Genomic DNA, 21,556 nt, shown 5'->3' with positions numbered 1-21,556 from the left:
GAGACTTGGCGCGCGACCCCTGTTCGGCGAAACTGGCAAACGAATTTGACACCCGCGCCCGCGCGTGGTCTTCACCTCGACCCTGGGGAGTCGATCCGTTCACAGACGATATCCATCGACGCGACTCCGCACGCGGAGCGCGCTCGAGTTGTCGCACCAACGTTCAACGCGACGACTCGGGCGACAGGGGCCACTATCCTGCGTGGCTGGAATTCGCGGAACAGGCGGACTACGCGGTTCGCGGGCTTGGGATTGGGTGACGTGGCAAGGGCGAGTGGCAATACGGGATCAGGCAAGCCGGGCGGCGGCGGCAAGCGCCGCCAGGTCGCGGCCTTGCCCTGGCGGGGCGAGGGCGACGCCCTGCGCGTCCTGCTGGTCTCGTCGCGCGAGACCCGCCGCTGGGTGATCCCCAAGGGCTGGCCGATGAAGGACAAGGCCGACCACGCCGCCGCCGCCCAGGAAGCCTATGAAGAAGCCGGCCTCGTGGGCGTGATCGACGATCAGCCGATCGGCGAGTACGAGTACCTCAAGAAGCTGAAGAGCGGCGCGGCGCGGCTGGTCAAGGTCGACGTCTATCCGATGGAGGTCACCGGCGAACTCGAGGCCTGGCCGGAGAAGGGCCAGCGCACGCTGGACTGGATGACCCCGGTCGAGGCCGCCCTCGCCGTGCAGGAACCCGAACTTCGCGACCTGATCGCGAACTTCGTCGGCATCGCCCTGCCTGAGGAAGAGCGCCCGGCGACCGACCCGGCGCCGACGCCCGCGCGCGTGGCCTTCCAGCGTCTGCGCCGCCGCGTGACGGCGCTGTGGGGTCGCTACCGCCCCTAACACGTCGCCTGTGGACAACGCCGTTCGCTGCGCATAATGTTCCCATTATGTTCTTGCGCGGCGAGGTCCCATGCAACTGTCCCTAGGCCTGGCCCGGTCGCCGCTGGAAAGCGTGCGCGACGCCCTGCTCTGCGAATTCGGCCCGCAGCGGCCGGTGGCGCGCATGGACCCGATCTCGCAACTGGTGAAGTCGTCGATCAGCGGCCGGACCCAGGACGCTGTCTCGTGGGCGGCCTTCCTGCGCCTGCGGTCCGAGTTCAAGTGCTGGGAGGATCTGGCCCAGGCGCCGGTCGCGGCGGTGGCGCGGATCATCGACGACGTCGCGTTCCCCGCCGACAAGGCCCGCCACCTGACCACCGCCCTGAAGATGATCCAGGCCAAGGTCGGCTGGCTGTCGCTGAACCACCTCAAGACCCTGGAGGTCGACCAGGCCCGCTGGGAGTTGCAGGCCCTGCCCGGCGTGGGCGTCAAGGTCGCCGCCTGCGTGCTGAACTTCAGCGACCTGGCGATGCGCAGCCTGGTGGTCGACACCCACGTCCACCGCGTCGCCAAGCGCGTCGGCCTGGTCGGCGCGGGCGACACGACCCAGGCCTACCACACGCTGATGGCCCTTGCGCCGGACACCTGGACCGCCGACGACCTGTTCGAACTGCACTGGCTGTTGAAGCGCGGCCTGGGCCAGATGCTGTGCCCGCATGAGGGTCCGAAATGCGGCGCGTGCCCGATCAAGTCGATGTGCGCCAAGACCGGGGTCGGCCACAGCGCCGATGTATTGGCTTGGCGTCCGAGGGACTGAAACTCGTCACAAGCGGACCTAGCGCCCCGCCCCCAGCTCCGTGAAGGTCTTCGTGCCGATCGGGTAGCGGCGATAGTCGCGGTAGTCGAAGTGCCACCACTCCTCGGGATAGACGGTGAAGCCCTCGGCCTCCATCGCCTGGCGCAGGATGGCCCGCCGGGCCCGCTGCGCCGTCGTGCCGCCCACGAAGTCGGCGTAGGAGCGGGTCGAGAACTCATCGTAGCCGCCGGGCATTTCGACGGCCTGGCCGGTCTTGAGGTCGTACAGGGTCAGGTCGACCGCGCAGCCGCGATTGTGCCGCGAGCCCTGGGCTGGATCGGCGACGAACACGTGGTCCTCGGGCGGGGTGGCCTCCCAGAACATCCAGGTCACGTACCAGGGCCGGTAGGCGTCGTGGATCAGCAGGCCATAGCCCTTGGCCGCCAGCGCCTTGTGGATCCGCCCGAGGGCTTCGGCGGCCGGCCGCTGCATATAGGCCGCTGGCGTCTCGTAGAGCGGGATGCCCATGAAGTTGTCCGGACCCGCATAGCGGATGTCGAGCCTTATGCCCGGATCGATGGTCGTCACGTCGACCAGGTCGGACGGCAGAAACTCGCCCGGCTCGGCCGGCGGCGCAGCGGCCAGGGCCCGTTGGCGAAGGCTGACCGGATCGGCGCGCACCGCCTTGTGGATGCGCTCGCGCGTCTCGGCCCCGAAGTCGTGGAAGGCCAGGATCTTGCCGTTCAGGCGCACCGCACCGCTCTCAAGCGCTAGTTCCCCTCCACCGACGATCGCGTAGCGACCCCCGCCCGACGCCGTCAGCCGTGCGGACTTGAAGCCCTCGCCGTCGATGTACAGCGCCTTGTCCTTCTCGAAGACGGTGAAGGGCGCGGCCTTGTCGCCGTACTGGCCGATAGCGGCCCACTCGGCTTTCGCCAAAAGGGGCGTCTGCGCCAGAGCGACCGGCGCCAGGAGCCCGACGGCGGCGATGGACAGGAAGGATCGTCGAACCAGACCGCGCATCACCGCCCCCCTAGAGACCTACTTCATCGTTGGAATGACGAAGCTGGAGTCCCCCACCTCGCCTTCGGGCCAGCGGGCAGTCACCGTCTTGACCTTGGTGTAGAACTTCACGCCCTCGACGCCGTGCTGATTGGTGTCGCCAAAGGCCGAGCGCTTCCAGCCGCCGAAGGTGTGATAGGCGACCGGCACCGGGATTGGCACGTTGATGCCGACCATGCCGACATTGACGCTGGCGGCGAACTCGCGGGCGGCGCGGCCGTTGCGGGTGAAGATGGCGACGCCGTTGCCGTACTGGTGTTCCGACGGCAGGGCCACGGCCTCCTCGAAGCTGTCGGCGCGGACGATCTGCAGCACCGGGCCGAAGATCTCCTCCTGGTAGGTCTTCATGCCCTTCTTGACGCCATCGAACAGCGACGGGCCGATGAAGAAGCCCTTCTCGAAGCCCTGCAGCTGGAAGTCGCGGCCGTCGACCACGAGTTCGGCGCCCTCTTCCTGGCCGATGCGGATGTAGTCGGCGATCTTGTCGCGATGCGCGGCGGTGACCACCGGGCCGTAGTGGGCGTCGAGGTCGGTGGAGACGCCGACCTTCAGGGTCGCGATCTCGGCGACCATGCGCTCGCGTAGCTCGTCGGCGGTGGCCTTGCCCACCGGCACCACCACCGGCAGGGCCATGCAGCGCTCGCCGGCCGAGCCGAAGGCCGCGCCCGACAGGTCCTTGACCACCTGGTCCAGGTCGGCGTCGGGCAGGACGATGCCATGGTTCTTGGCGCCGCCCATGGCCTGCACGCGTTTCCCATGGGCCGTGCCGGTCTGGTAGACGTAGTGGGCGATGTCGGAGCTGCCGACGAAGCTGACCGCGCGGATCAGCGGATGGGTCAGGATGGCGTCAACGGCGCTCTTATCGCCATGCACGACGTTCAGCACACCGGCGGGCGCCCCGGCTTCCATCATCAGCTCGGCCAGCTTGACCGGCACCGTCGGATCCTTCTCCGAAGGCTTGAGGATGAAGGTGTTGCCCACCGCGATGCTGATGCCGAACATCCACATCGGGATCATGGCGGGAAAGTTGAACGGCGTTATGCCCGCGCAGACGCCCAGCGGCTGGCGCATCGAATAGACGTCGATGCCGGGCCCCGCGCCTTCGGTGTATTCGCCCTTCAGGATGTGGGGGATGCCGCAGGCGAACTCGATGACTTCCAGGCCGCGCTGGATATCGCCCTTGCTGTCGGCGATGACCTTGCCGTGCTCGGACGACAGGATCTCGGCCAGGGTGTTCATGTCGCGCTCGATCAGGCGCTTGAACTCGAACATCACCCGGGCGCGGCGCTGCGGGTTGGTGGCGGCCCAACCGATCTGCGCCTTGGCGGCGAGCTGCACGGCGGCGTCGAGTTCGGCGTCGGTCGCGAACTGGACGCGCGCCTGGACCTCGCCGGTGTTGGGGTTGAAGACGTCGCCGAAGCGGCCGGAGGCCCCGGTCAGGGTCTGACCGTTCACGAAATGGGCGATATCTCGCATGATGCGCTCCCTAACGCTGTTTTGCGCGTCAATAGCATCCAAGGTTCGCGCCGTATCGCGCGAAATCCTACTCGGCGTCCACGTGGACGCGACGGAACCGGCCTTGCAGATAGACCAGCGGCTCGTGGTCGGGGTCGTAGCGCAACTTGACCACCCGTCCGACATAGACACGGTGGTCGCCGGCGTCGAAGACGTGGTGCGTCTCGCACTCGAAATTGGCCATGCAGCCCGGCAGGATCGGCACCCCCGTGCGCCAGGTCTCGGTCTCGATCCCCGCGAAGCGGTCGGTGTCCTTCTGGACAAACTGGCGGGCCAGGGTCTGGTGCTCGGCGTGCAGCACATTGACCGCCCAGCGGCCGGCCGCGTCCAGAGACGACAGGCTGGACGACTTCAGATCCACGCAGACCAGCGCCAGCGGCGGGTCCAGCGACACGGAGGTGAAGGAATTGGCCGTCAGCCCGACCCTGCGCCCGTCGTCGCAGATGGTGGTGATCACGGTCACCCCGGTCGTGAAGCATCCAAAGGCGTCGCGCAGGGCCCGGGCGTCGTGCTCGGCGCCCTCGCCCAATTCGATCGTAACCGCTTTACTCATTGGCTAAGCAGTGCGGCAAAGATCGACGGTCGGCAAGACTTAGATCCCCCCTGCTGGGGCAGGATCCTCAGCGCTCGACCAAAACGCCCGGCCGCGCCGCATCCAGGCCGAAGGTGATCGGCAGGTGGCGCACGTGCGGCGTCTGCAGACCCAAGGCCTTGGCCCCGCGCGCCACGGCCAGCTTGCCCAGCGCCTTGGGTCCAAAACCGCTCTGCACGCGCGGGCTCATGCCCATGCGACGGCGCAGCACGCCGTTGGCGTAGATGACATTGGCCCGCATCAGCGCCGGCGGGGTCATAAATTCGATCGAGATCGAGACGTTCAGCATCGGCCCGTTCTCGATCCGGTGCGGAGCGTTCTGCTTCCAGGTGACCATGTTGCCCGGCGTCAGGCTCACCTCGTGCGCGCCCTTGTCCCACTCAGGCTCGAAGGCGAACTGCTCGGCGGTCTCGCGCAGGACGATCTTCTCCAGGGCCAGGTCGCCGACATAGGGGTCGGCCACCGGATAGACCCAGACCTTCTTCTCGCCGCGGATCTGCCACAGCGACACCAGCGGCACGTCCAGATGGTAGAAGACCTGGGCGTTGGCGCTGGAGATCAGCATGCCGACGTCGCGCTTGAAGGTCTTCAGGCCTGGGACGTGGGCTTCCTTGTCGGCGAAGATTTCGTCGGCCAGGGCGGCGTATTCCGGCACGAGGTCGTTGGTCTGGCGCAGGTTCAGCCAGATGCGGCCGGTCTTGGCCCCTTCCAGCAGTTGGTCGCCCGTCAGATTGCCGGCCGAGCCCTTGCGCCAGGTGGTCCAGGCCTTGGGGTCCTCGCCCATGGTGAAGACGCCCAGCTTGTCGCGCGGATACTGGTCCAGCAGGCGCGCCAGACCCTCGTCGTCGAACATCGGACGCTCGTGCAGGGCGTGCTTGAACATCAGGTTCTCGCGGCCGAAGGCCTTGGCCTTGTCCGCCGTCCAGTCGGTGATCACGCTCATGCGGTCCTCCCGTAGAAATGGATCTTGAAGGGGCCCCACCAGAGGGTCTTGCCCAGGCCCCGCGCGGCGCGGTCCAGCCATTCGGCGCGATCCTTGGCGCGGGTCAGCCACTTGAAGCCCGCCAGCAGGCCAAAGGCGGCGGCCTGGCCCAGGCCAATGACCATCCAGCGGGCGACGCCCAGAGTGTCGCGCGGCGTCGCCGCCGCGCAGTGCGAGGTCGGGCCCTGGCCATAAGCGAAGGCGCGGGCGATCGTGTAGCGAAGGTTCATGCGGCTGGGCACAGGCTCTTCCCAGACCCAGGCCGCGGGCTCCCAGGCAAAGCGCGCGCCGGCGGCCTTCATATGGCCGAACAGCATGTCGTCCTCGCCGCCGATATGGTTGCGCTCGACCGCGAACGGCGCGACCGGATCCGGCAGGGCGGCGCGGCGGATCAGGCTGTCGCCGCAGCCATAATAGTGATCCAGGATTCCAGGCTCGGCCGGGCCTTCGCGCGAGAAGAAGCGCTCCAGATAGTCGCGGTGCGCGACGATGTGGTCCGGCGCGCAGGTCTTCACCGGTCCGAACACCACGTCCGCGTCGTAGCGAACCTGGGCCGCCAACAGGGCCGCCAGCCAGCCAGCCGGGGCCTCCTCGTCATCGTCCAGGAAGGCGATGAAGTCGCCCGAGGCGCGGGCCATGCCGGCGTTGCGGGCGAAGGCGACGCCGGGGCGCTTTTCATGGACGTAAATCACCGGGAACGGCGAGGTCTTGGCGAGGTCGTCGGCGACGGGCTTGGCGGACGGGACCTGGTCATTGTCGACGATCACGAGTTCCAGCGCGGCGAAGTCGACGCCGGTCTGGCCGAGCACCGAACGCGCCGCGACGGACAGGCCGTCGGGGCGCCGCTGTGTCGGGATCATGATCGTGACGCGCGGCATCAGGCCTCCGGATGGTCCCCCTGGCGACGATGCGCTCGCGAGGCCACGGCCCCGACGAAGTCGCGCACGCGGCCGGACATGGTCAGTTCGGTGGTGGCGATGGCGTCCATCCGACGGCGCAGGCGCCCGACCGGACCCGCGCCATGGGCGCCTGCCATCGCCCAGGCGTTCTCGATCGACAGCGCCATGCGCCCGCCGATCGTGGCCGCCGTCGCCGCGCCCTCGCCGATCGTCACGGTGTTGAGGCCGTAGGCGCGCTTGTAGTGGTCATGGCCGGGACCAAGGTCGTAGCGGCTGAGACCTAGTTGCGGCATCGCCGCGATGGCGCGCAGGAAGAAGATCTGGCCCGGCGACCAGGCGGCGTGCTCGGGGGAGGTCGAGGCGATCCACGGGTGATAGACATCGCCCAGGCGGACGCCGAAGTGACCGCCGATCAGCGTGTCGCCGGCATAGAGGTTGATCATCAGCCCGCGGAAGTCGCCCGAGCGGCGCGCGAACAGGTCGGCGATCAGCTCGCGGGTCCAGTCGGCGCGCAGGAAGTCGTGGGCGCCGGTGCGCTCCAGCTGCTCGCGCTTCCAGTCGATCAGCTGGTTGAAAGCCTCGCGCGAGACGTCGCCGGCGACCAGGCGCACGGGTCCGACTTCGCGGTCCAGCTTGTTGTCCAGGCGCCTGTAGTTCTTGATCTTCTTGGGGCTCGCGGCGCGGATGGCCTCGAGATAGGCCTCGGCGGTCGTGCCGGAGAGGTCGATCAGATAGGCCGTGCGATCGGTCTCCGGCGAGGCCGGGAACAGGCCGTTCGGATCGATGAGGCCGGTATAGCGGAACACCGAGATGTCGGCGGCGCGCAGCACCTGTCCCAGATCAAGTCCCGCATCGGGACGCGCCACCAGGCCGTGATAGTCCGACAGCGGCGAGCCGATCGGTCGCGCCAGGCCGCCGGGGCGACGGTGATAGGCCAGGAAGCCCAGGGTCTGGCCGGCGCGGCGAACCACCGCGACGCGGGCATCTTCGCGAACACTTCCAATGGCTTGCGCGAAGTCAGGACCCAGCAACGGATTGCCGAAGCCCGCCTGAGCGGCGGCCAGACTCCGCCACAGCGCCACGTCTTCGGCGCTCAGCAGGCTCGGGTGCAGGGTCTCGACGTCCAACATGTCCACCTGTCCTACTCCGGCTCGGGTTAGGGAAAGATGGACCGGGGCCTGCAATCAGCGGGCCATGGGAAGGGTTCCCGACAGGGTGGCGCCCAGCCTATGCAAACGTGGTCTTGAGGATTTTCTCCAGCCACAGCTGGTCGGTGGCGTCGAACGAGGCCGGCTTGTCGGAGTCGACGTCGAACACCGCGATCAACTGGCCGTCCGGACCGAAGACCGGCACGACGATCTCGCTCTCCGAGCGGCTGTCGCAGGCGATGTGACCCGGGAAGGCGTGGACATCCGGCACAAGCTGGGTCTGGCCGGTCGCCGCCGCCGCGCCACAGACGCCGCGCCCGTAGGCGATGCGCAGGCAGCCCAGCGTGCCCTGGTAAGGCCCGACCACCAGTTCGCGTTCCTTGGTGGGATCCACGACATAGAAGCCGGTCCAGAAATAGTGGTCGAAGCTGTTGGCCAGCATCGAGGCCACCGTCGCCATGCGGGCGGTGACGTTGGGCTCGCCGTCCAGCACGGACGCGATCTCGTCGGCGACCTCGGCATAGCGGGTCGCCTTGTCGGCGGAGAGGGTGATGTCGTTGAACGCTTCGGCCATGGCGGGGATATAGCGCGGCCGGCGGCGGATGTCAGAGGGGGCGGCGCGGTTTAAGGCTTGGCGGGCTCCACGGTCCCCGGCGGCGCGTATTTGCAGGTGCTGGCCTTGCGCTTGGCCATCAGGCCTCGAACCCATTCGCTGGTGTCCTCGCCGTCCACGAAAGCCGGCGGGCTCGGATAGATCAGCTGGATCAGCGTGCCGTTTTCCAGGTCCGAGGCCTTGAAGGCCGGCGTCTTGGCGTCGTCCACCTCGAGGGGATCGATGACCGCGATCTTGAGGGCGGGATCGCGCAGCTTCAGCCGCTCGACGGTTCCCAGGAAGGCGGCGCTGTGGAAATTGCCGTTGAGGTGCAGGACCTTTGAGCCCGGATGGGCTCTCAGCGCCAAAGAGATGGCCTCGGCCATGGTGTCGTCGCGGGCGGTCTGGCCGGCCAGGCTGCGCTCGGCCTTGAGCAGCGCCTCGGGCGACTGGCTGGCGCCGCCGCCATGGGCAGAGGCGCCCGACTGGAAGCGCATGTACTTGGCCCGATAGGCGCCGGTCCCCGGATTGAGATCGCGGGCGACCCAGCCCCGCTCTTCGGGCGTGAACTGGCTGAGGATCTCGGGCCCCCATTGGCCAATGCACGAGATCGCCCAGGTCGGCGCCTCGGCGGCCACCACGGGCAGGCCATGCGTGCGAGCGAACTCGACCAGCGGCCGGTAAGAGGTCGGATAATTGTCCCAGGCCCGGCCCTTTTCCTTCAGGGCGTTCTCACCGACCTTGCCAGCCAGATAGGCGTCGACCACCGGCTGGATGTCGCGCTCGAACTGCTCCAGCGACAGGATGTAGCGTGGGTTCTTGGCGACCAGCGCCCGGAACAGCTTCTGTTGCTGCAGATGCACGCCGGGATGGCGGTGGCTCTCGCCGAAGAACACGACGTCGTAGCCCGAAAGCAGTTCAGCGGCCTCGGCGAAGCTGACCACGCGGGGCTTGCCGGTCTTGGCGTCCTTCATCACGAACGCGGTGTCGTAGAAGTCCTCAAGACCCTGGCTCAACTGATAGCCGTCGCCCACCGACTTCACGGTCGGCGCTGTCTGGGCCAGCGCGCTCGACGCGGCCAGCGCCAGGATCGGCAGGGAAACGAGCCAGGACTTCGTCGACATCGGCGCTCCGGGGATAGACCTTGGGTCCAAGGAGTACCCGGTCTAACGACCTCGACGCCAGGACCTCATGCGCCGCTTGCAGGTCAGAACTCTTCCCACTCGCCCGGACGCGAGTTCGGCTGGACCTTCAAAGCGTTCGCCCCCTGCACGTAGCGCTGACGGAAGCTCTCGCGGGTCGGAGCCGCCGCCGGACGCGCGGCGGGAGCCGCTGGGCGGCGCTCGGCGCGGGCGGGCAGTTCGTGGACCACGGCGCCGACCTGAAAGCGGCCGATCAGGCGTTCCAGTTCGGCCGCTTCGGTCGAGAGCGCGTGGCTGGCGGCCGTCGACTGCTCGACCATCGCGGCGTTCTGCTGGGTGACCTGGTCCATCTGGTTCACGGCCTGGTTCACCTCGGCCAGGCCCACGGCCTGCTCCTTGGAGGACGAGGCGATCTCGCCGACCAGCTCGTTGATCTCGGCCACCTGGGTGAGGATCTGCGCCAGGGTCTCGCCGGTCTCGCCGACCAGCTTGACGCCCTTGCCGACCTCGTCGCTGGAGGCGCGGATCAGGCCCTTGATCTCCTTGGCCGCGTCGGCCGAGCGCTGGGCCAGGGCCCGCACTTCCTGAGCGACGACCGCGAAGCCACGACCGGCGTCACCGGCGCGCGCGGCCTCGACGCCGGCGTTCAGCGCCAGGAGGTTGGTCTGGAAGGCGATCTCGTCGATGACGCCGATGATCTGGGTGATCGACTGCGAGGACTTCTCGATGCCGCCCATGGCCTGGACGGCTTCCTTGACCACCGCGCCGCTGCGTTCGGCTGCGGCCTTGGCGCTGATCGTCACCTGGCGGGCGCGCTCGGCGCCCTCCGAGCTGCGCTTCACCGTGGCGGTGATCTGATCGAGGGCGGCGGCGGTCTGCTCCAGGCCGGCTGCCTGCCGTTCCGTCCGCTGCGAGAGATCGTCGGCGGCGCTGCTGATCTCGGCGCAGCCGCCACGGATGCTGCGGGCGGCGGTCAGGATGCCGGCCATGGTCGCCTGCAGGCTCTCGACGGCGGCGTTGAAGTCGCGCGGCATCTTCACCGCTTCGCCCTGGAATTCGTCTTCGCGCATGCGCCAGATCAGGTCGCCGTCGACCAGGCGCTCCATGCCTTCGCCAAGGCTGGAGACCGCCTTGGCCTGGGCGGCCGCGAAGGCCTGGGCTTCCTGCTCGTGGCGCTTTCGCTCGATCTCGGCGGCGGCGCGCTCGGCCTCCTGCTCGGACCGCCGGCGCTGGCCGTCGGCCAGGTCGTGACGGAAACCATCCAGGGCCCGGGCGATGGCGCCGATCTCGTCACCGCCGTCGATGCCGGGAACGGCCTCGTCGTAGCGGCCGGCGCTCAGCTTATCGACGCTGCGGGTGAGGCCCGTCAGCGGCTTCTTGACCAGGGCGGCGCTGGCGAAGAACAGCGCGGCCAGCACGGCGGCGGTGATCATCAGGCCGCCGATGAACAGGATCTTGGCCAGGCGGTCGGCCGGACCGGTGATGGCGGCCGTCGGCACGTCCATGACCAGGGCCCAGGTGGTGTTCAGGTCCGGGATGGCGATCGGACGGACGATGCGGATCATCGCCACGTCTCCGTCCTTCACGCCCTTGACCTCTATGGCCGGACCGCCGGCCAGCACCGCGCGAACCGCTTGGGCGTCGGCGTCGGCATAGGGCTTCATGCGCTGCTGGGCGTCAGGGTGGGCCACCCACTGGCCGTTGGACGACAGCAGCATGACCCGGCCGCCACCTAGTGGGCGCAGCTTGCCCAGGGCGTTGGAAAGATTGTCCAGTGACATGTCCAGACCGGCAACGCCGATCAGCTTGCCGCCCGACAGCACCGGATAGGCCACCGAGGTCATGGCCACGTTGGCGCCGCCGATGCTGTCAAAATAGGGTTCGGTCAGGCTGGGCTGTCCGCTCTTGGCGGTCAGGGTATAATAGTCCTCGGCGAAGTCGGTGCCGTCGGATTGCAGCTCCAGGGACGGCCGGCCGCCGTTGTTCACCCAGTAGACCGAGAAACGACCATCCTTGTTGGACGCTGTGGCCGCGTCGGCGATGTGCTCGGCGTCCTTGCCGTCAAGCGCGTTGGGCTCGGCCATGAACCAGGCGCCCATGACGCTGGTGGTCGCCAGGGCGTTCGGCTTGACGATGGCCATGAACTTGTCGCGCTCGATCAGGCCCGCCTCGTGCGCGGCGGCGATAGAACCCCGCATGGCCCGCGACGCGGCCGCCGCCGAGGCGATATCCGTCCTGACCTGGTCGATCGCTTCCCCGCCGACCGCGTCGGCATACTGGTTGGTCAGGCCCGAGACGATCGCGCTGGTGTGCGACGACACCGCCACCGCCGCGGCGATGAGCAGGAAGCCGATCGCCAGACCCGCCACCAGGATCAATTTCCAGGCGATGGTCAAACGACGGAAGGCGGTCATTTGAGAGGTCTCCGGCCGCGAGAAGGGCGATTGGCCATCTCTCGCGGCCGAATCCTAAAGGGCGCGTTAACCATGCAGGGAACACCCTTGGGTGCGACAATCCGCGCACCCTGGATGCCTGCCCTTTAGCGTGAGAAGCGCGCCTTCACGGGGGCGTAGCTGTCCCAGACCTGGCCGTCGCTGACCGAGCGCAGCAGCTTGACGTATTCGGCGTGGCTCCAGGCCAGCGGCGTGGCGCTATCGGTGCCCTCGCCTCGCGTGTAGCCGTGCGGGCTGTCGGCGCCGACGCCATCCCAGACCTGTTCGGGGATCAGCAGGCCTTCGTTCGCGAACAGCTCCATGGCGCGGACATAGGTGTCGCGGATCCTCTTGATGGACGTCGCGTCAGGCTTGCCCGAAACACCGGCGAGAGCCAGTTCGTAGTGGCCGCGCTCGCCGGTGAAGATGGGCCACACGCGACCGCGCTGACCCGGCGCCATCTTGCCGCCCGCGCCGTAGTTGGCGCCGCTCTTGATGTCCTCGCCATAGCCGTCGACGCCGTAGCGCCGCCAGCCGGGGAAGCTGCCCTCGACACCCGGGAACGTGAAGCTGTAGCGGACGCGATGGAGATCCTGCATCGACTCGTCGTCCAGCTTGGGCAGGGTCGCGACGACGGCCGGATCGTCGGCGCGGCGCACGCCGTAGCGGACCAGCTCCAAGAAGCCGGCGTCCAGCATCTGGTCCTCGGGGACCGCTGCCTGGCCGTTGCGTTCCTCGACCGGGCTCTTGTTGTCCGGGTCCTGGTCGCTGTTGAGACGCAGATAATAGTGGCCGTCGCCGAACGCGCCCTTGGTCGTGACCATGCGCGCCTCGACCTTGCTGGAATAGTCGTCGGCGGTCTTGCGATAGGTCTGCGCGGACGCCGTGTCGCCAGCGGCCTCGGCGATGTCGCCGGCCACGACCAGACCCGCGATCACGGCGGCGGTCGTCGAGGGCGAATAGCCGCCCTGCTCTTCCCAGCGCTCCTGCTGGGTGAACGGCGGGGTGATCGTGCTGTGGTTCCAGCCCAGGTCGACCTTGCCGCCCTTGGCCAGGAAGTCGGCGGCGGGCTTCAGCATCTTGCCATAGAAGGTCTTTAGGTCCGCGTCGGACAGCCAGCCCAGCTTCCAGAGCTTCCAGCCGAGCATGATCGGCATGGCGGTCTGATCGAGCTGGACGCCGACCCATTCGGGCGCGCCGTCGACATGCGACTTCTGCAGGAACCAGCCGCCGTCGCCCGTATTGCCCGGCGTCTTGGCCCCGACCTGCACCGTGGGCAGGTATTGGAAGGCCGCCAGCGGCGTCTCCTTGTCGCCCAGGGCCGCCAGGGCCATGGCGCACTGATAGAAGTCGCGCGGCCAAACGGCCTTGTAGCCGGTCGAGGACTGGGTCGCGTCGACCGTGTCGCCCCACGGGTTGGACAGCGAGGCGATCAGGGCGCCGGCGTGGGTGCGGTCCTCCTGAACCTTCAGCATCAAGGCCGAGGCCTGGACCAGCTTGCCGCCGTCTTCGGACGCTTCGCGCAGGCGCGGCAGCTCGGTCAGCGAGGCCAGATAATCTTCCCAGCCCACCCGCGCGCCCTCGCCATTGTAGCGGGCCAGCACCTCGGCATAACCGGTCTTCAACGTGGCGGCGACCGTCGCGTCTGCGGCCTTGGCGTCGGGGCCGAAGCCGATGGCGAAGTCGAAGGTCGCTTCCTTGGCCACGGTTGGCAGTTGGCCGGTCAGCACGATGGCGCCCTTGGCCGAAGCCGTCGCGGCCTTCAAGCTCAACAGCGCGTCATTGTCCTTCAGCACGCTGGCGGAGGCCTTGGCGAAGGGCTTGGTACCCTTCAGGCTGAGGAACGCCTTGCCCTCGAAGGCGGTCAGCGCCGCCGCCGAGGCCGCGCCCGTATCGCCGCCGCCGGTGTTGGCCATGTGCGGCTCCAGCACCAGGGTCGGCGTCACGGCGCCCTTCAGCGCCTTGACGGTCACCCGCACGAACAGGCTGTTGCGGTCGGGATCGGTGAAGATCCGCTTCTCGATGACGAAGCGACCCTGCTTGTCGGTGGTGGTGATCTTGTAGGCCGGCGACAGCGGACGACCCATGCCGTCGAGGTGCAGATATTCGGTCTTCGACGTGGTGTCCGCGCCCTCGACCGCCAGGCCCGTCGTGGTCTCAACGGCGATGCGCATCTGCTTGATCTGGGCTTCGTGGATCAGGCCGTACATGGTCTCTGTCAGCACGCCGTCGGCGATCGAGAACCAGACCTTGGACACCGCCCCGGTCTTGCCGCCGGCCTTGTAGGCGCCGTCAACATAGGCCTCGTACGACGCGCCAACCCCGGTCTTGGCGGAATAGGCCCAGGTCGTGGCCGGCGCGGACTGCGCCGCGCTGGCGGTGAAGGCGGCGGCCGAGGCCAGGGCGAGAAGTTTCAGGCGGCGCATGGCGAGGACCTCGTCAGGCTGGAAGGGAAAGGGAAGGATCAGGCGGGCTCGCCGCCGACACGGTCGCGGACGAGGAAAGTCGTGGCGGCGGCGATGGCGAAGGATGCGGCGCCCAGCACCAGGGCGTTGATCGCCTGGCCGCCGAAGAAGCTCCTCAGCAGCAGGCCCAGCACCGTCGCGGCCAGCAGCTGCGGGATGACGATGAAGAAATTGAAGATGCCCATATAGACGCCCATCTTCCGGGCGGGCAGAGCGCCGGCCAGGATCGAGTACGGCGCCGACAGGATCGAGCTCCAGGCGAAGCCGACGCCGATCATGCCGATCCACAGCATCCCCGGCTGGCGGATCAGCAGGAACGACAGCAGGCCCAGGGCGCCGAGCAAAAGGCAGACGGCGTGGCTGACCTTGCGGCTGGTCGCCTTGACCATCAGCGGGATGACCAGGGCCGCCAGGGCCGCGACGCCGTTGTAGACGGCGAACAGCACGCCGACCCAGTCCGCGCCCGTATTGTAGGCCTTGGACGTGGCGTCGACGGCGTGGAAGTGGACCGCCGCCACGGCGGGCGTCGTGTAGATCCACATGGCGAACAGGCCAAACCACGAGAAGAACTGCACCACCGCCAGCTGTCGCATGGTCTTGGGCATGCGGAAGAAGTCGTCCAGCACTTCGGAAAAGCCGTTCTGCGTCATGCCGCGCCGCTTGAGGCGGACGCCGACGATCCCCGCCACGCCGAACACGGCCAGCAGGCCGGCCAGGACATAGAGCTCCTTCTCCAGCTTCGCGGCCCAGACGATCAGGGCCAGGGCCAGCCCGCCTAGCAAGCCGCCCAGAGCCAGGCCGATGTAGGCGTTGACCGAGGGCTCGGGGTTTTCGTGGACGCCGTTGTCGAACTCGGCCGCCTCGAACGATTCAAGCTGCTCGGGCGAGTATTCCTTGGTGGTGAACACCGTCCACATCACGGCGAGAAGCAGGACCGCGCCGCCGGCATAGAAGGCGATCCGCACAGCGTCGGGGATCTGCCCCGCCGGGGCCGTATTGGACACGTGAAGCCAGTTGGTCAGCATCCACGGCAGGGCCGAGGCCAGCACGGCGCCCAGGCCGATGAAGAAGCTTTGCATGGCGTAGCCGGTCGCCCGCTGCTCGTCGGGCAGGTTGTCGCCGACGAAGGCCCGGAACGGCTCCATGGTGATGTTGATCGAGGCGTCCATCAGCCACAGGGCGCCGGCCGCCACCCACAGCGCCGGGGCGTTGGGCATGACGAACAGGGCCAGGGTGGTGAGGATCGCGCCCCAGAAGAAGTAAGGCCGGCGGCGGCCCAGGCGGCCCCAGGTCTTGTCGGACAGATGACCGATGATCGGCTGGACTAGAAGGCCTGTGGCCGGCGCGGCGATCCACAGGATCGCCAGGTGGTTCACATCCACGCCCAGAGTCTGGAAGATGCGGCTGGTGTTGGCGTTCTGCAGGCCGAAACCGATCTGGATTCCGAAGAAGCCAAAGCACATGTTCCAGATCTGCAGGAAACTGAGCCTCTGCCTGCCCATCGGTCCTCCGCCCTGATCCGACCGCCGGTTAGCCCGACTGGTTCGCAAGTTTTTTCATAAAACGTGGTGGCGAGCATTTGCGCATGCGCCGGCACGAGACGCAACGATAAATCCAGGATTTATTGGCTTCGACGCAGGCGAATTCCCAACCTACCTCATCCTACCCGCAGAAAAATCAGCGAGGATAGCGCCACAATTTGCAACAGTTTTCATGCTCGTTTTTCACCTTGACCGACTTGCAAAGCCGCTCAAACAGCGGCTTATGGGTCTTCTGAAAAAGTTTGCAGAAATCTTTGCAGCAACAACAGTCGGACGGGGACGAGCGTAAGGTGAGCAAGGGGGCGACGCGACTGGAGGACCTGGCCAAGCTGGCGGGGGTCTCGATCTCGACCGCGTCACGGGCCCTCAATGACAGCCCGGCCGTCAACAAGCGCACCAAGCAGCTGATCTGGAAGCTGGCGCGCGAAATGGACTATCCCTTCCGCCGCTACATGCCCGCCGGCCCGATCGGGGCCGAGGCGACGATCGCCATCGTCACGCCCCGTCCGCAGGGCCGCGCCAGCAGCATGTCGGACCCCTTCTTCCTAGAGCTGCTGGCCGGCGTCGGCGAAGCGGCCCGCGAGCGCGGCTGCGACGTGATCCTCAGCCACATCGCCCCGACCAATTTCGAGGACCTGTCCTCGGCCATGACCACCAGCCGGGCCGAGGGTGTGATCTTCCTCGGCCAGAGCTCGCTGCACGCGGCCTTCAACCGCCTGGCCGAGACCGAAAATCGCTTCGTGGTCTGGGGCGCCCAGTTGCCGGACCAGAACTACTGCTCGGTCGGTTCGGACAACGTCATGGGCGGCCGCCGCGCCACGCTCCACCTGCAGCGGCTGGGCCGCAAGCGCATCGTCTTCCTCGGCGACACCGAGGCGCCGGAGGCCATGCAACGCCATCGCGGCTATCTGGACGCCCTTGATCACGCCAAGCTGGGCGTCGATCCCGACCTGATCGTCCCGGCCCACTTCGAGGTCGAGTCGGCCGAGGCCGCCGTCGACAGCCTGATCCACCACGGCGTGGCGTTCGACGGCGTCGTCGCCGCCTCCGACCTGATCGCGCTAGGCGCCATGCGCGCCCTGAAGCACGCCGGCCGGTCGGTTCCCGGCGATGTCTCGGTGATGGGTTTCGACAACGTCCCCTTCAGCCGCTACGCCAGCCCGGCGCTGAGCACCATCGCCCAGGACACCAACAAGGCGGGGCGCCTGATGGTGTCGAAGCTGCTCGACAGCGGCGAACGCGCGAGCCGGTCGGAGCGGGTGCCGACGGACCTGATCATTCGGGAAAGCTGCGGCGGCTAGCGACCACTGAGGGACACGGCCGCCCCTGCCGTCTTTACGGTGTCGGCGCGCTGCCGACCTGGAGACCCAGAATGACGCCAAAGACCGATCTCGAAGCTGCCGCCGGTAAGGTCCCCGCCGTCACGCTGGCCTTCTGGCTTATCAAGGTCCTGGCCACGACACTGGGCGAGACCGGCGGCGATACGCTGAGCATGACTTTCGAGCTCGGCTATCTCGTCAGCTCCGCCATCTTCCTAGCACTGTTGCTGGCTCTGGCCGCAGGCCAGATCACCGCGCGGCGCTTTCACCCGTTCCTCTATTGGGCGACGATCATCGCCTCGACCACGGCCGGCACGACCATGGCTGATTTCGCGACGCGCTCGCTGGGCATCGGCTATGCCGGCGGTTCATTGCTGCTGCTGGCCTGCGTGGTCGCGACGCTGGCGGCCTGGAGAGTGAGCCTGGGCGCGATCGACGCCGATGACATCCAGTCGCGCAAGGCCGAGACCTTCTACTGGATCACCATCACCTTCTCGCAGACTCTGGGGACAGCTCTCGGCGACTGGACGGCGGACACGGCGGGCCTGGGCTATGTCGGCGCCGCCCTGATCTTCGGCGGCATGCTTGTCGTTGTCGCGGCGCTGTTTTTCAGGACCCGAGTCAGCCGGATCGTCCTGTTCTGGACAGCCTTCATCCTGACCCGGCCGCTGGGCGCGGCCGTCGGCGACTTTCTGGACAAACCCCATGACCATGGCGGCCTGGCGTTCAGCCGACCGATCGCCTCGGCGGTGCTGTCTGCGGCGATCCTGCTGCTGATCATCGCCCTGCCACAGCGGAGCGGACGGCACGCGGCAGCGCCGGCGACCTAGGCCCGCCGCGCGATCAACCCAGCGCACGGCGGCATTTCGCCCTCGCCGCCCAGGTTGACGCTGTCGACCATCGCCCAGCCTTCCGGCAGCGACCAGGTCACCGGCTCGAAGCCCAGGTTGAAGGCCAGCAGCACCGCGCCCGCCCCCTCCCCGCGCTGGAAGATCAGCAGCGAACTGTTGGTGTCGACAAAGCTGATCGCGCCGGTGCGCAGGGCGGCATAGGTCTTGCGCAGGCCGATCAGTCGGCGCGCCACATGCAGGGTCGAGGTCGGATCCGCTTCCTGCGCGTCCACCGCCAGCGGCAGGTGCTCTGGATCGACCGGCAGCCAGGGCTCGACGCCGGAGAAGCCGGCATTGATCGCGCCAGCCACCCACGGCATCGGCGTGCGGGCGCCGTCGCGACCCAGGGTCTGGGGCCAATTGGCGATGGCTTCGGGGTCCTGCAGGCGCTCGAACGGCACATTGGCCTGCGGCAGGCCTAGTTCCTCGCCCTGATAGACAAAGACATTGCCGCGCAGGCCCGTCAGCAGCAGCAGGCACATCTCGGCGAAGGCCTTGCGGTCGCGGCCCTCGGCCCAGCGCGACACCGCGCGAGGGGCGTCGTGGTTTGAGAAGGTCCAGGACGGCCAGCCCTCCCCGTCCGCGCCCGGCCACATGGCCGCGCCCTTTGGGATCATGTCGGCTGTCAGCTTGTCGGCGTAGAGGTAGAGGAAGCCGTAGGCGCTGTTCAGGCGATCGTTCCCGGCGGTGAAAAGCTTCATCTCGCGGTCGGCATGGTCGCCGCCCACTTCCGCCACCGAGAACCGGCCGCCCGCCGCGTCCGTCAGCGCCCGCAGGCGGCTGAGGAACTTCGGGATGTCGGCATGGCTCTGGTTGTGGATCTTGTCCTGGAAGTCGAACGGCCGCGTGCGCTTGCCGCCTGGGGGCAGCGGTGGGTTATCCGTGAACTTCGGGTCGTGCATCGAGAAGTTGATGGCGTCGAAGCGGAAGCCGTCCACACCTTTGTCGATCCAGAACTGGGTGACGGCCAGCAGGGCTTCCTGCACCGCCGGATTGTGCAGGTTCAGCTGCGGCTGGCTGCTGAGGAAGTTGTGCATGTAGTACTGGCCGCGACGCGCGTCCCAGGTCCAGGCCGGACCGCCGAACACCGACTGCCAGTTGCTGGGCGGGCTGCCATCGGGCTTGGCGTCGGCCCAGACGAACCAGTCGGCCTTGGCGTTGGTCCGGTCCTGGCGGCTCTCGGCGAACCAGGGATGCTCTTCCGAGGTGTGGGAAAACACCAGGTCGATGATGATCTTCAGGTCCAGATCGTGGGCCTTGGCGATCAGGGCGTCGAAATCGGCCAGGGTCCCGAAGATCGGATCGACATCGCGATAGTCCGAGACGTCGTAGCCGAAGTCCTTCATCGGCGAGGTGAAGAACGGCGACAGCCACACCCCGTCGACGCCCAACGAGGCGATGTGATCGAGATGCGCGGTGATCCCCGGCAGGTCCCCGACGCCGTCGCCGTTCGAGTCGGCGAAGCTGCGCGGATAGACCTGATAAATCACCGCGCCGCGCCACCACTCACCGCTCATCGACGTCTCCGCACCGGGGCGAACCAGAACCTGCACTGTCACTATCGTCCCTCGGAAACGCAAATCATGTAGTCGAGCGGCTTCAGCTCGATCGAATAGCTGCCCGGCGCGGCGGCGGTCCCGGCGCAGGCGCCGTGCAGCGCCCGCCAGGCGACGGAACCGGCCTCGACCGGGATATTGGCCTTCAGCGGTTGGTCGCCGGTGTTGAAGACAGCCAATACCTCGGTCTTGTCCAGAATGCGCGAGAACGCCAGCAGGCCCGGCTTGTCGCTGGCGACGCGGGTCACCTGGCTGCCCTCGCGCAGAGCGGGCGTGGCGACGCGCAGCTTCGAGAGTTCGGTGATCCGGCCAAAGAGCACGCCATCGGTCCCGAAGGCCGACCTCGGCCCCTTGGCGTTCGAGCCCACCAGGCGGTTGTCGTTGTAGCTGGCGACCTGGCTTTCGAACATGTCCTCGCGGCTGTCGGCATAGTCGCCGTCGCCGGTAAAGCCCTGCTCGTCGCCGTAGTAGATCGTCGGAACGCCGCGCGCGGTCAGCATCAGGGCATTGGCCAGGGTGACGCGGGCCAGCAGTTCGTCGTCGCCGATCCCCGGCTTGGCCTTCAGCGCGAACCAGCCGATGCGGCCCATGTCGTGATTGCCCAGGAACGTCGGCAGCTGGCGCGCGGTCGCCTCGCCGCCCTGGTAGACGGGATCGGCGGCGAAGACGCGGGCCAGGCGGTCGGTTCCGGTCCGGCCCAGGGCGACGTCGGTCGCGGCCGACTGGAACGCGAAGTCCAGCACCGCCGGCAGTCTGTCGACCCGGGTGTGGCTGGCCAGGATCGCCGGGTCGGCGTCGAACACCTCTCCGAAAATGTGGAAGTTCGGGATGCCCTTGGCCTTGGCGCGGGCCAGCATGGCCGGGACGAAGGCCTGCCAGAACGCCGGGTTCACGTGACGGGCGGTGTCGATGCGGAAGCCGTCGATCCCGAAGTCGTCGATCCACTGGCCGTAAATCTCGATGAAGCCTGCAACGACGCGCGGGTTCTCGGTGAAGACGTCGTCCAGGGTCGCGAAATCGCCCAGCAGCGAGCTCTCGCCCGCGAACGTGCTGTCACCCCGGTTGTGGTAGTAGATCGGGTCGTTCAGCCAGTCCGGCTTCTTGGCATGCTCCTGCCCGGCCGGGACGAAAGGGCTGTAGGCCCAGCTCGGCGTCTTGAGCCTGGTGAAGTTCTTGCCGTCGAAACCGGCATTGATCGGCGCGCCGCCTAGGCCGCCCTGGCGGACATAGGGATAGTCGGCGACGCCGCGATAGGCGCAGTCGCCGTCAGGGCATTCCTTGTACTGGATGACGTCGGCCGTGTGGTTCACGACGATGTCCATATAGACCTTCAGGCCCCGGGCATGAGCCGCGTCGACGAGCGCCCTGAAGTCGGCCCTGGTCCCGAGGTGCGGATCGACATCGGTGAAGTCGGTGATCCAGTAGCCGTGATGCGCCGCCGACTCGTGGCCTGGCGAGCCCTGCACCGCGCGGTTCTTGAAGACCGGCGCCAGCCAGACGGCCGTCGCGCCCAGGCCCTGGATGTAGTCCAGCCGCCGGGTCACGCCCTTCAGGTCGCCACCATGGTAGAAGCCGGTCCGCGTCGGGTCGAAGCCGTCGACCAACGGCCCTGTATTGCGTCCGCCGTGGTCATTGGTCGCGTCGCCATTCTCGAAGCGATCAGGCAGGACGAAATAGATCACTTCGTCCTGGGGCTTTCGCAGGCGGTACGATTCCGGAGCAGCATGCGCGGCCGAGACCAGCGCGCCCAAGGCCGTCACGGCCAGCAGCGTTCGTCGCCAAGGCGTCCACGCCGACATCGCTCCCTCCCCCTGCTGC

16 protein-coding genes and 1 pseudogene are annotated in these 21,556 nt (G+C 67.7%); 4 read left to right on the top strand and 13 right to left on the bottom strand.

Translation table 11 applies throughout. From position 1 onward, the window contains the following. Nucleotides 1-261: 261 nt before the first annotated feature. Both CSW62_RS07470 and nth read left to right on the top strand, forming a co-directional pair. Nucleotides 262-828, top strand: a complete 567-nt coding sequence (locus CSW62_RS07470; protein WP_099582200.1) for an NUDIX hydrolase — start codon at nt 262-264, stop codon at nt 826-828. A gap of 70 nt (nt 829-898) precedes the next feature. Next, nucleotides 899-1,624, top strand: coding sequence for an endonuclease III (gene nth, locus CSW62_RS07465; protein ID WP_099576519.1), 726 nt, complete (start codon nt 899-901; stop codon nt 1,622-1,624). A gap of 18 nt (nt 1,625-1,642) precedes the next feature. Here the strand turns inward: nth and CSW62_RS07460 are convergent, their stop codons facing one another. The 11 genes from CSW62_RS07460 to CSW62_RS07410 all read right to left on the bottom strand — a co-directional run bounded on the left by CSW62_RS07460 (nt 1,643) and on the right by CSW62_RS07410 (nt 15,934). Beyond that, nucleotides 1,643-2,626, bottom strand: coding sequence for a M15 family metallopeptidase (locus CSW62_RS07460; protein WP_099576518.1), 984 nt, complete (start codon nt 2,624-2,626; stop codon nt 1,643-1,645). Nucleotides 2,627-2,644: 18 nt separating this feature from the next. Next, nucleotides 2,645-4,141, bottom strand: coding sequence for a CoA-acylating methylmalonate-semialdehyde dehydrogenase (locus CSW62_RS07455; protein ID WP_099576517.1), 1,497 nt, complete (start codon nt 4,139-4,141; stop codon nt 2,645-2,647). 67 nt (nt 4,142-4,208) lie between these two features. After that, the gene (locus tag CSW62_RS07450) at nt 4,209-4,733 is read right to left on the bottom strand and encodes a flavin reductase family protein (RefSeq protein WP_099576516.1); all 525 of its coding nucleotides are present in this window, start codon (nt 4,731-4,733) and stop codon (nt 4,209-4,211) included. A gap of 67 nt (nt 4,734-4,800) precedes the next feature. Continuing rightward, nucleotides 4,801-5,826 (bottom strand): hypothetical protein, encoded by a 1,026-nt coding sequence (locus CSW62_RS07445; protein ID WP_199170535.1) that lies wholly within the window; start codon nt 5,824-5,826, stop codon nt 4,801-4,803. Next, nucleotides 5,712-6,632, bottom strand: a complete 921-nt coding sequence (locus CSW62_RS07440) for a glycosyltransferase family 2 protein (protein ID WP_099576514.1) — start codon at nt 6,630-6,632, stop codon at nt 5,712-5,714. Before CSW62_RS07440 ends, CSW62_RS07445 begins: the two co-directional genes overlap by 115 nt. Continuing rightward, nucleotides 6,632-7,783 carry a GNAT family N-acetyltransferase gene (locus CSW62_RS07435; RefSeq protein WP_099576513.1) on the bottom strand — a complete coding sequence of 384 codons (1,152 nt, stop codon included), beginning with the start codon at nt 7,781-7,783 and terminating at the stop codon, nt 6,632-6,634. The genes CSW62_RS07440 and CSW62_RS07435 overlap by 1 nt, the downstream gene beginning before the upstream one ends. Before the next feature lie 97 nt (nt 7,784-7,880). Beyond that, on the bottom strand, nt 7,881-8,375 hold the full coding sequence (locus CSW62_RS07430) for a GAF domain-containing protein (protein WP_099576512.1): 495 nt from the start codon (nt 8,373-8,375) through the stop codon (nt 7,881-7,883). A gap of 50 nt (nt 8,376-8,425) precedes the next feature. Then, nucleotides 8,426-9,517: a ChaN family lipoprotein gene (locus CSW62_RS07425; RefSeq protein ID WP_099576511.1), complete on the bottom strand. Its 1,092-nt coding sequence runs from the start codon at nt 9,515-9,517 to the stop codon at nt 8,426-8,428. An 83-nt stretch (nt 9,518-9,600) separates the two neighbouring features. Then, a complete protein-coding gene (locus CSW62_RS07420; RefSeq protein ID WP_099576510.1) occupies nt 9,601-11,949 on the bottom strand; it encodes a methyl-accepting chemotaxis protein in 2,349 nt (782 codons plus the stop codon). Between the two features lie 125 nt (nt 11,950-12,074). Further along, nucleotides 12,075-14,393: a glucan 1,4-alpha-glucosidase gene (locus CSW62_RS07415; protein WP_099576509.1), complete on the bottom strand. Its 2,319-nt coding sequence runs from the start codon at nt 14,391-14,393 to the stop codon at nt 12,075-12,077. 38 nt (nt 14,394-14,431) lie between these two features. Then, nucleotides 14,432-15,934 carry an MFS transporter gene (locus tag CSW62_RS07410; RefSeq protein ID WP_099576508.1) on the bottom strand — a complete coding sequence of 501 codons (1,503 nt, stop codon included), beginning with the start codon at nt 15,932-15,934 and terminating at the stop codon, nt 14,432-14,434. Nucleotides 15,935-16,170: 236 nt separating this feature from the next. On the opposite strand from CSW62_RS07410, the pseudogene CSW62_RS07405 reads away from it, so the two are divergent. Continuing rightward, nucleotides 16,171-17,274 (top strand): annotated as a pseudogene (locus CSW62_RS07405) (LacI family DNA-binding transcriptional regulator). 71 nt (nt 17,275-17,345) lie between these two features. Then, nucleotides 17,346-18,122 carry a hypothetical protein gene (locus tag CSW62_RS07400; protein ID WP_099576507.1) on the top strand — a complete coding sequence of 259 codons (777 nt, stop codon included), beginning with the start codon at nt 17,346-17,348 and terminating at the stop codon, nt 18,120-18,122. On the opposite strand, the gene CSW62_RS07395 is transcribed toward CSW62_RS07400, so the two are convergent. Beyond that, a complete protein-coding gene (locus CSW62_RS07395) occupies nt 18,119-19,762 on the bottom strand; it encodes an alpha-glucosidase (RefSeq protein WP_199170534.1) in 1,644 nt (547 codons plus the stop codon). The two genes, CSW62_RS07400 and CSW62_RS07395, sit on opposite strands and share 4 nt — an antisense overlap. Continuing rightward, on the bottom strand, nt 19,741-21,537 hold the full coding sequence (locus CSW62_RS07390; RefSeq protein WP_099576505.1) for an alpha-amylase family glycosyl hydrolase: 1,797 nt from the start codon (nt 21,535-21,537) through the stop codon (nt 19,741-19,743). The genes CSW62_RS07395 and CSW62_RS07390 overlap by 22 nt, the downstream gene beginning before the upstream one ends. Nucleotides 21,538-21,556 lie beyond the last annotated feature (19 nt).

Source organism: Caulobacter sp. FWC2 (assembly GCF_002742625.1).
Classification (GTDB): Bacteria; Pseudomonadota; Alphaproteobacteria; order Caulobacterales; family Caulobacteraceae; genus Caulobacter.
Note: the sequence above shows the minus strand (reverse complement) of the source record. Positions and strands in the feature narration are given on the sequence as shown.

Bases quoted from the DNA above. Each gene is read 5' to 3' on its own strand.
- nth (WP_099576519.1), top strand. From the start codon at position 899: ATGCAACTGTCCCTAGGCCTGGCCCGGTCGCCGCTGGAAAGCGTGCGC.
- CSW62_RS07460 (WP_099576518.1), bottom strand. From the start codon at position 2,626: ATGCGCGGTCTGGTTCGACGATCCTTCCTGTCCATCGCCGCCGTCGGG.
- CSW62_RS07455 (WP_099576517.1), bottom strand. From the start codon at position 4,141: ATGCGAGATATCGCCCATTTCGTGAACGGTCAGACCCTGACCGGGGCC.
- CSW62_RS07450 (WP_099576516.1), bottom strand. From the start codon at position 4,733: ATGAGTAAAGCGGTTACGATCGAATTGGGCGAGGGCGCCGAGCACGAC.
- CSW62_RS07440 (WP_099576514.1), bottom strand. From the start codon at position 6,632: ATGCCGCGCGTCACGATCATGATCCCGACACAGCGGCGCCCCGACGGC.
- CSW62_RS07435 (WP_099576513.1), bottom strand. From the start codon at position 7,783: ATGTTGGACGTCGAGACCCTGCACCCGAGCCTGCTGAGCGCCGAAGAC.
- CSW62_RS07430 (WP_099576512.1), bottom strand. From the start codon at position 8,375: ATGGCCGAAGCGTTCAACGACATCACCCTCTCCGCCGACAAGGCGACC.
- CSW62_RS07425 (WP_099576511.1), bottom strand. From the start codon at position 9,517: ATGTCGACGAAGTCCTGGCTCGTTTCCCTGCCGATCCTGGCGCTGGCC.
- CSW62_RS07420 (WP_099576510.1), bottom strand. From the start codon at position 11,949: ATGACCGCCTTCCGTCGTTTGACCATCGCCTGGAAATTGATCCTGGTG.
- CSW62_RS07415 (WP_099576509.1), bottom strand. From the start codon at position 14,393: ATGCGCCGCCTGAAACTTCTCGCCCTGGCCTCGGCCGCCGCCTTCACC.
- CSW62_RS07410 (WP_099576508.1), bottom strand. From the start codon at position 15,934: ATGGGCAGGCAGAGGCTCAGTTTCCTGCAGATCTGGAACATGTGCTTT.
- CSW62_RS07400 (WP_099576507.1), top strand. From the start codon at position 17,346: ATGACGCCAAAGACCGATCTCGAAGCTGCCGCCGGTAAGGTCCCCGCC.
- CSW62_RS07390 (WP_099576505.1), bottom strand. From the start codon at position 21,537: ATGTCGGCGTGGACGCCTTGGCGACGAACGCTGCTGGCCGTGACGGCC.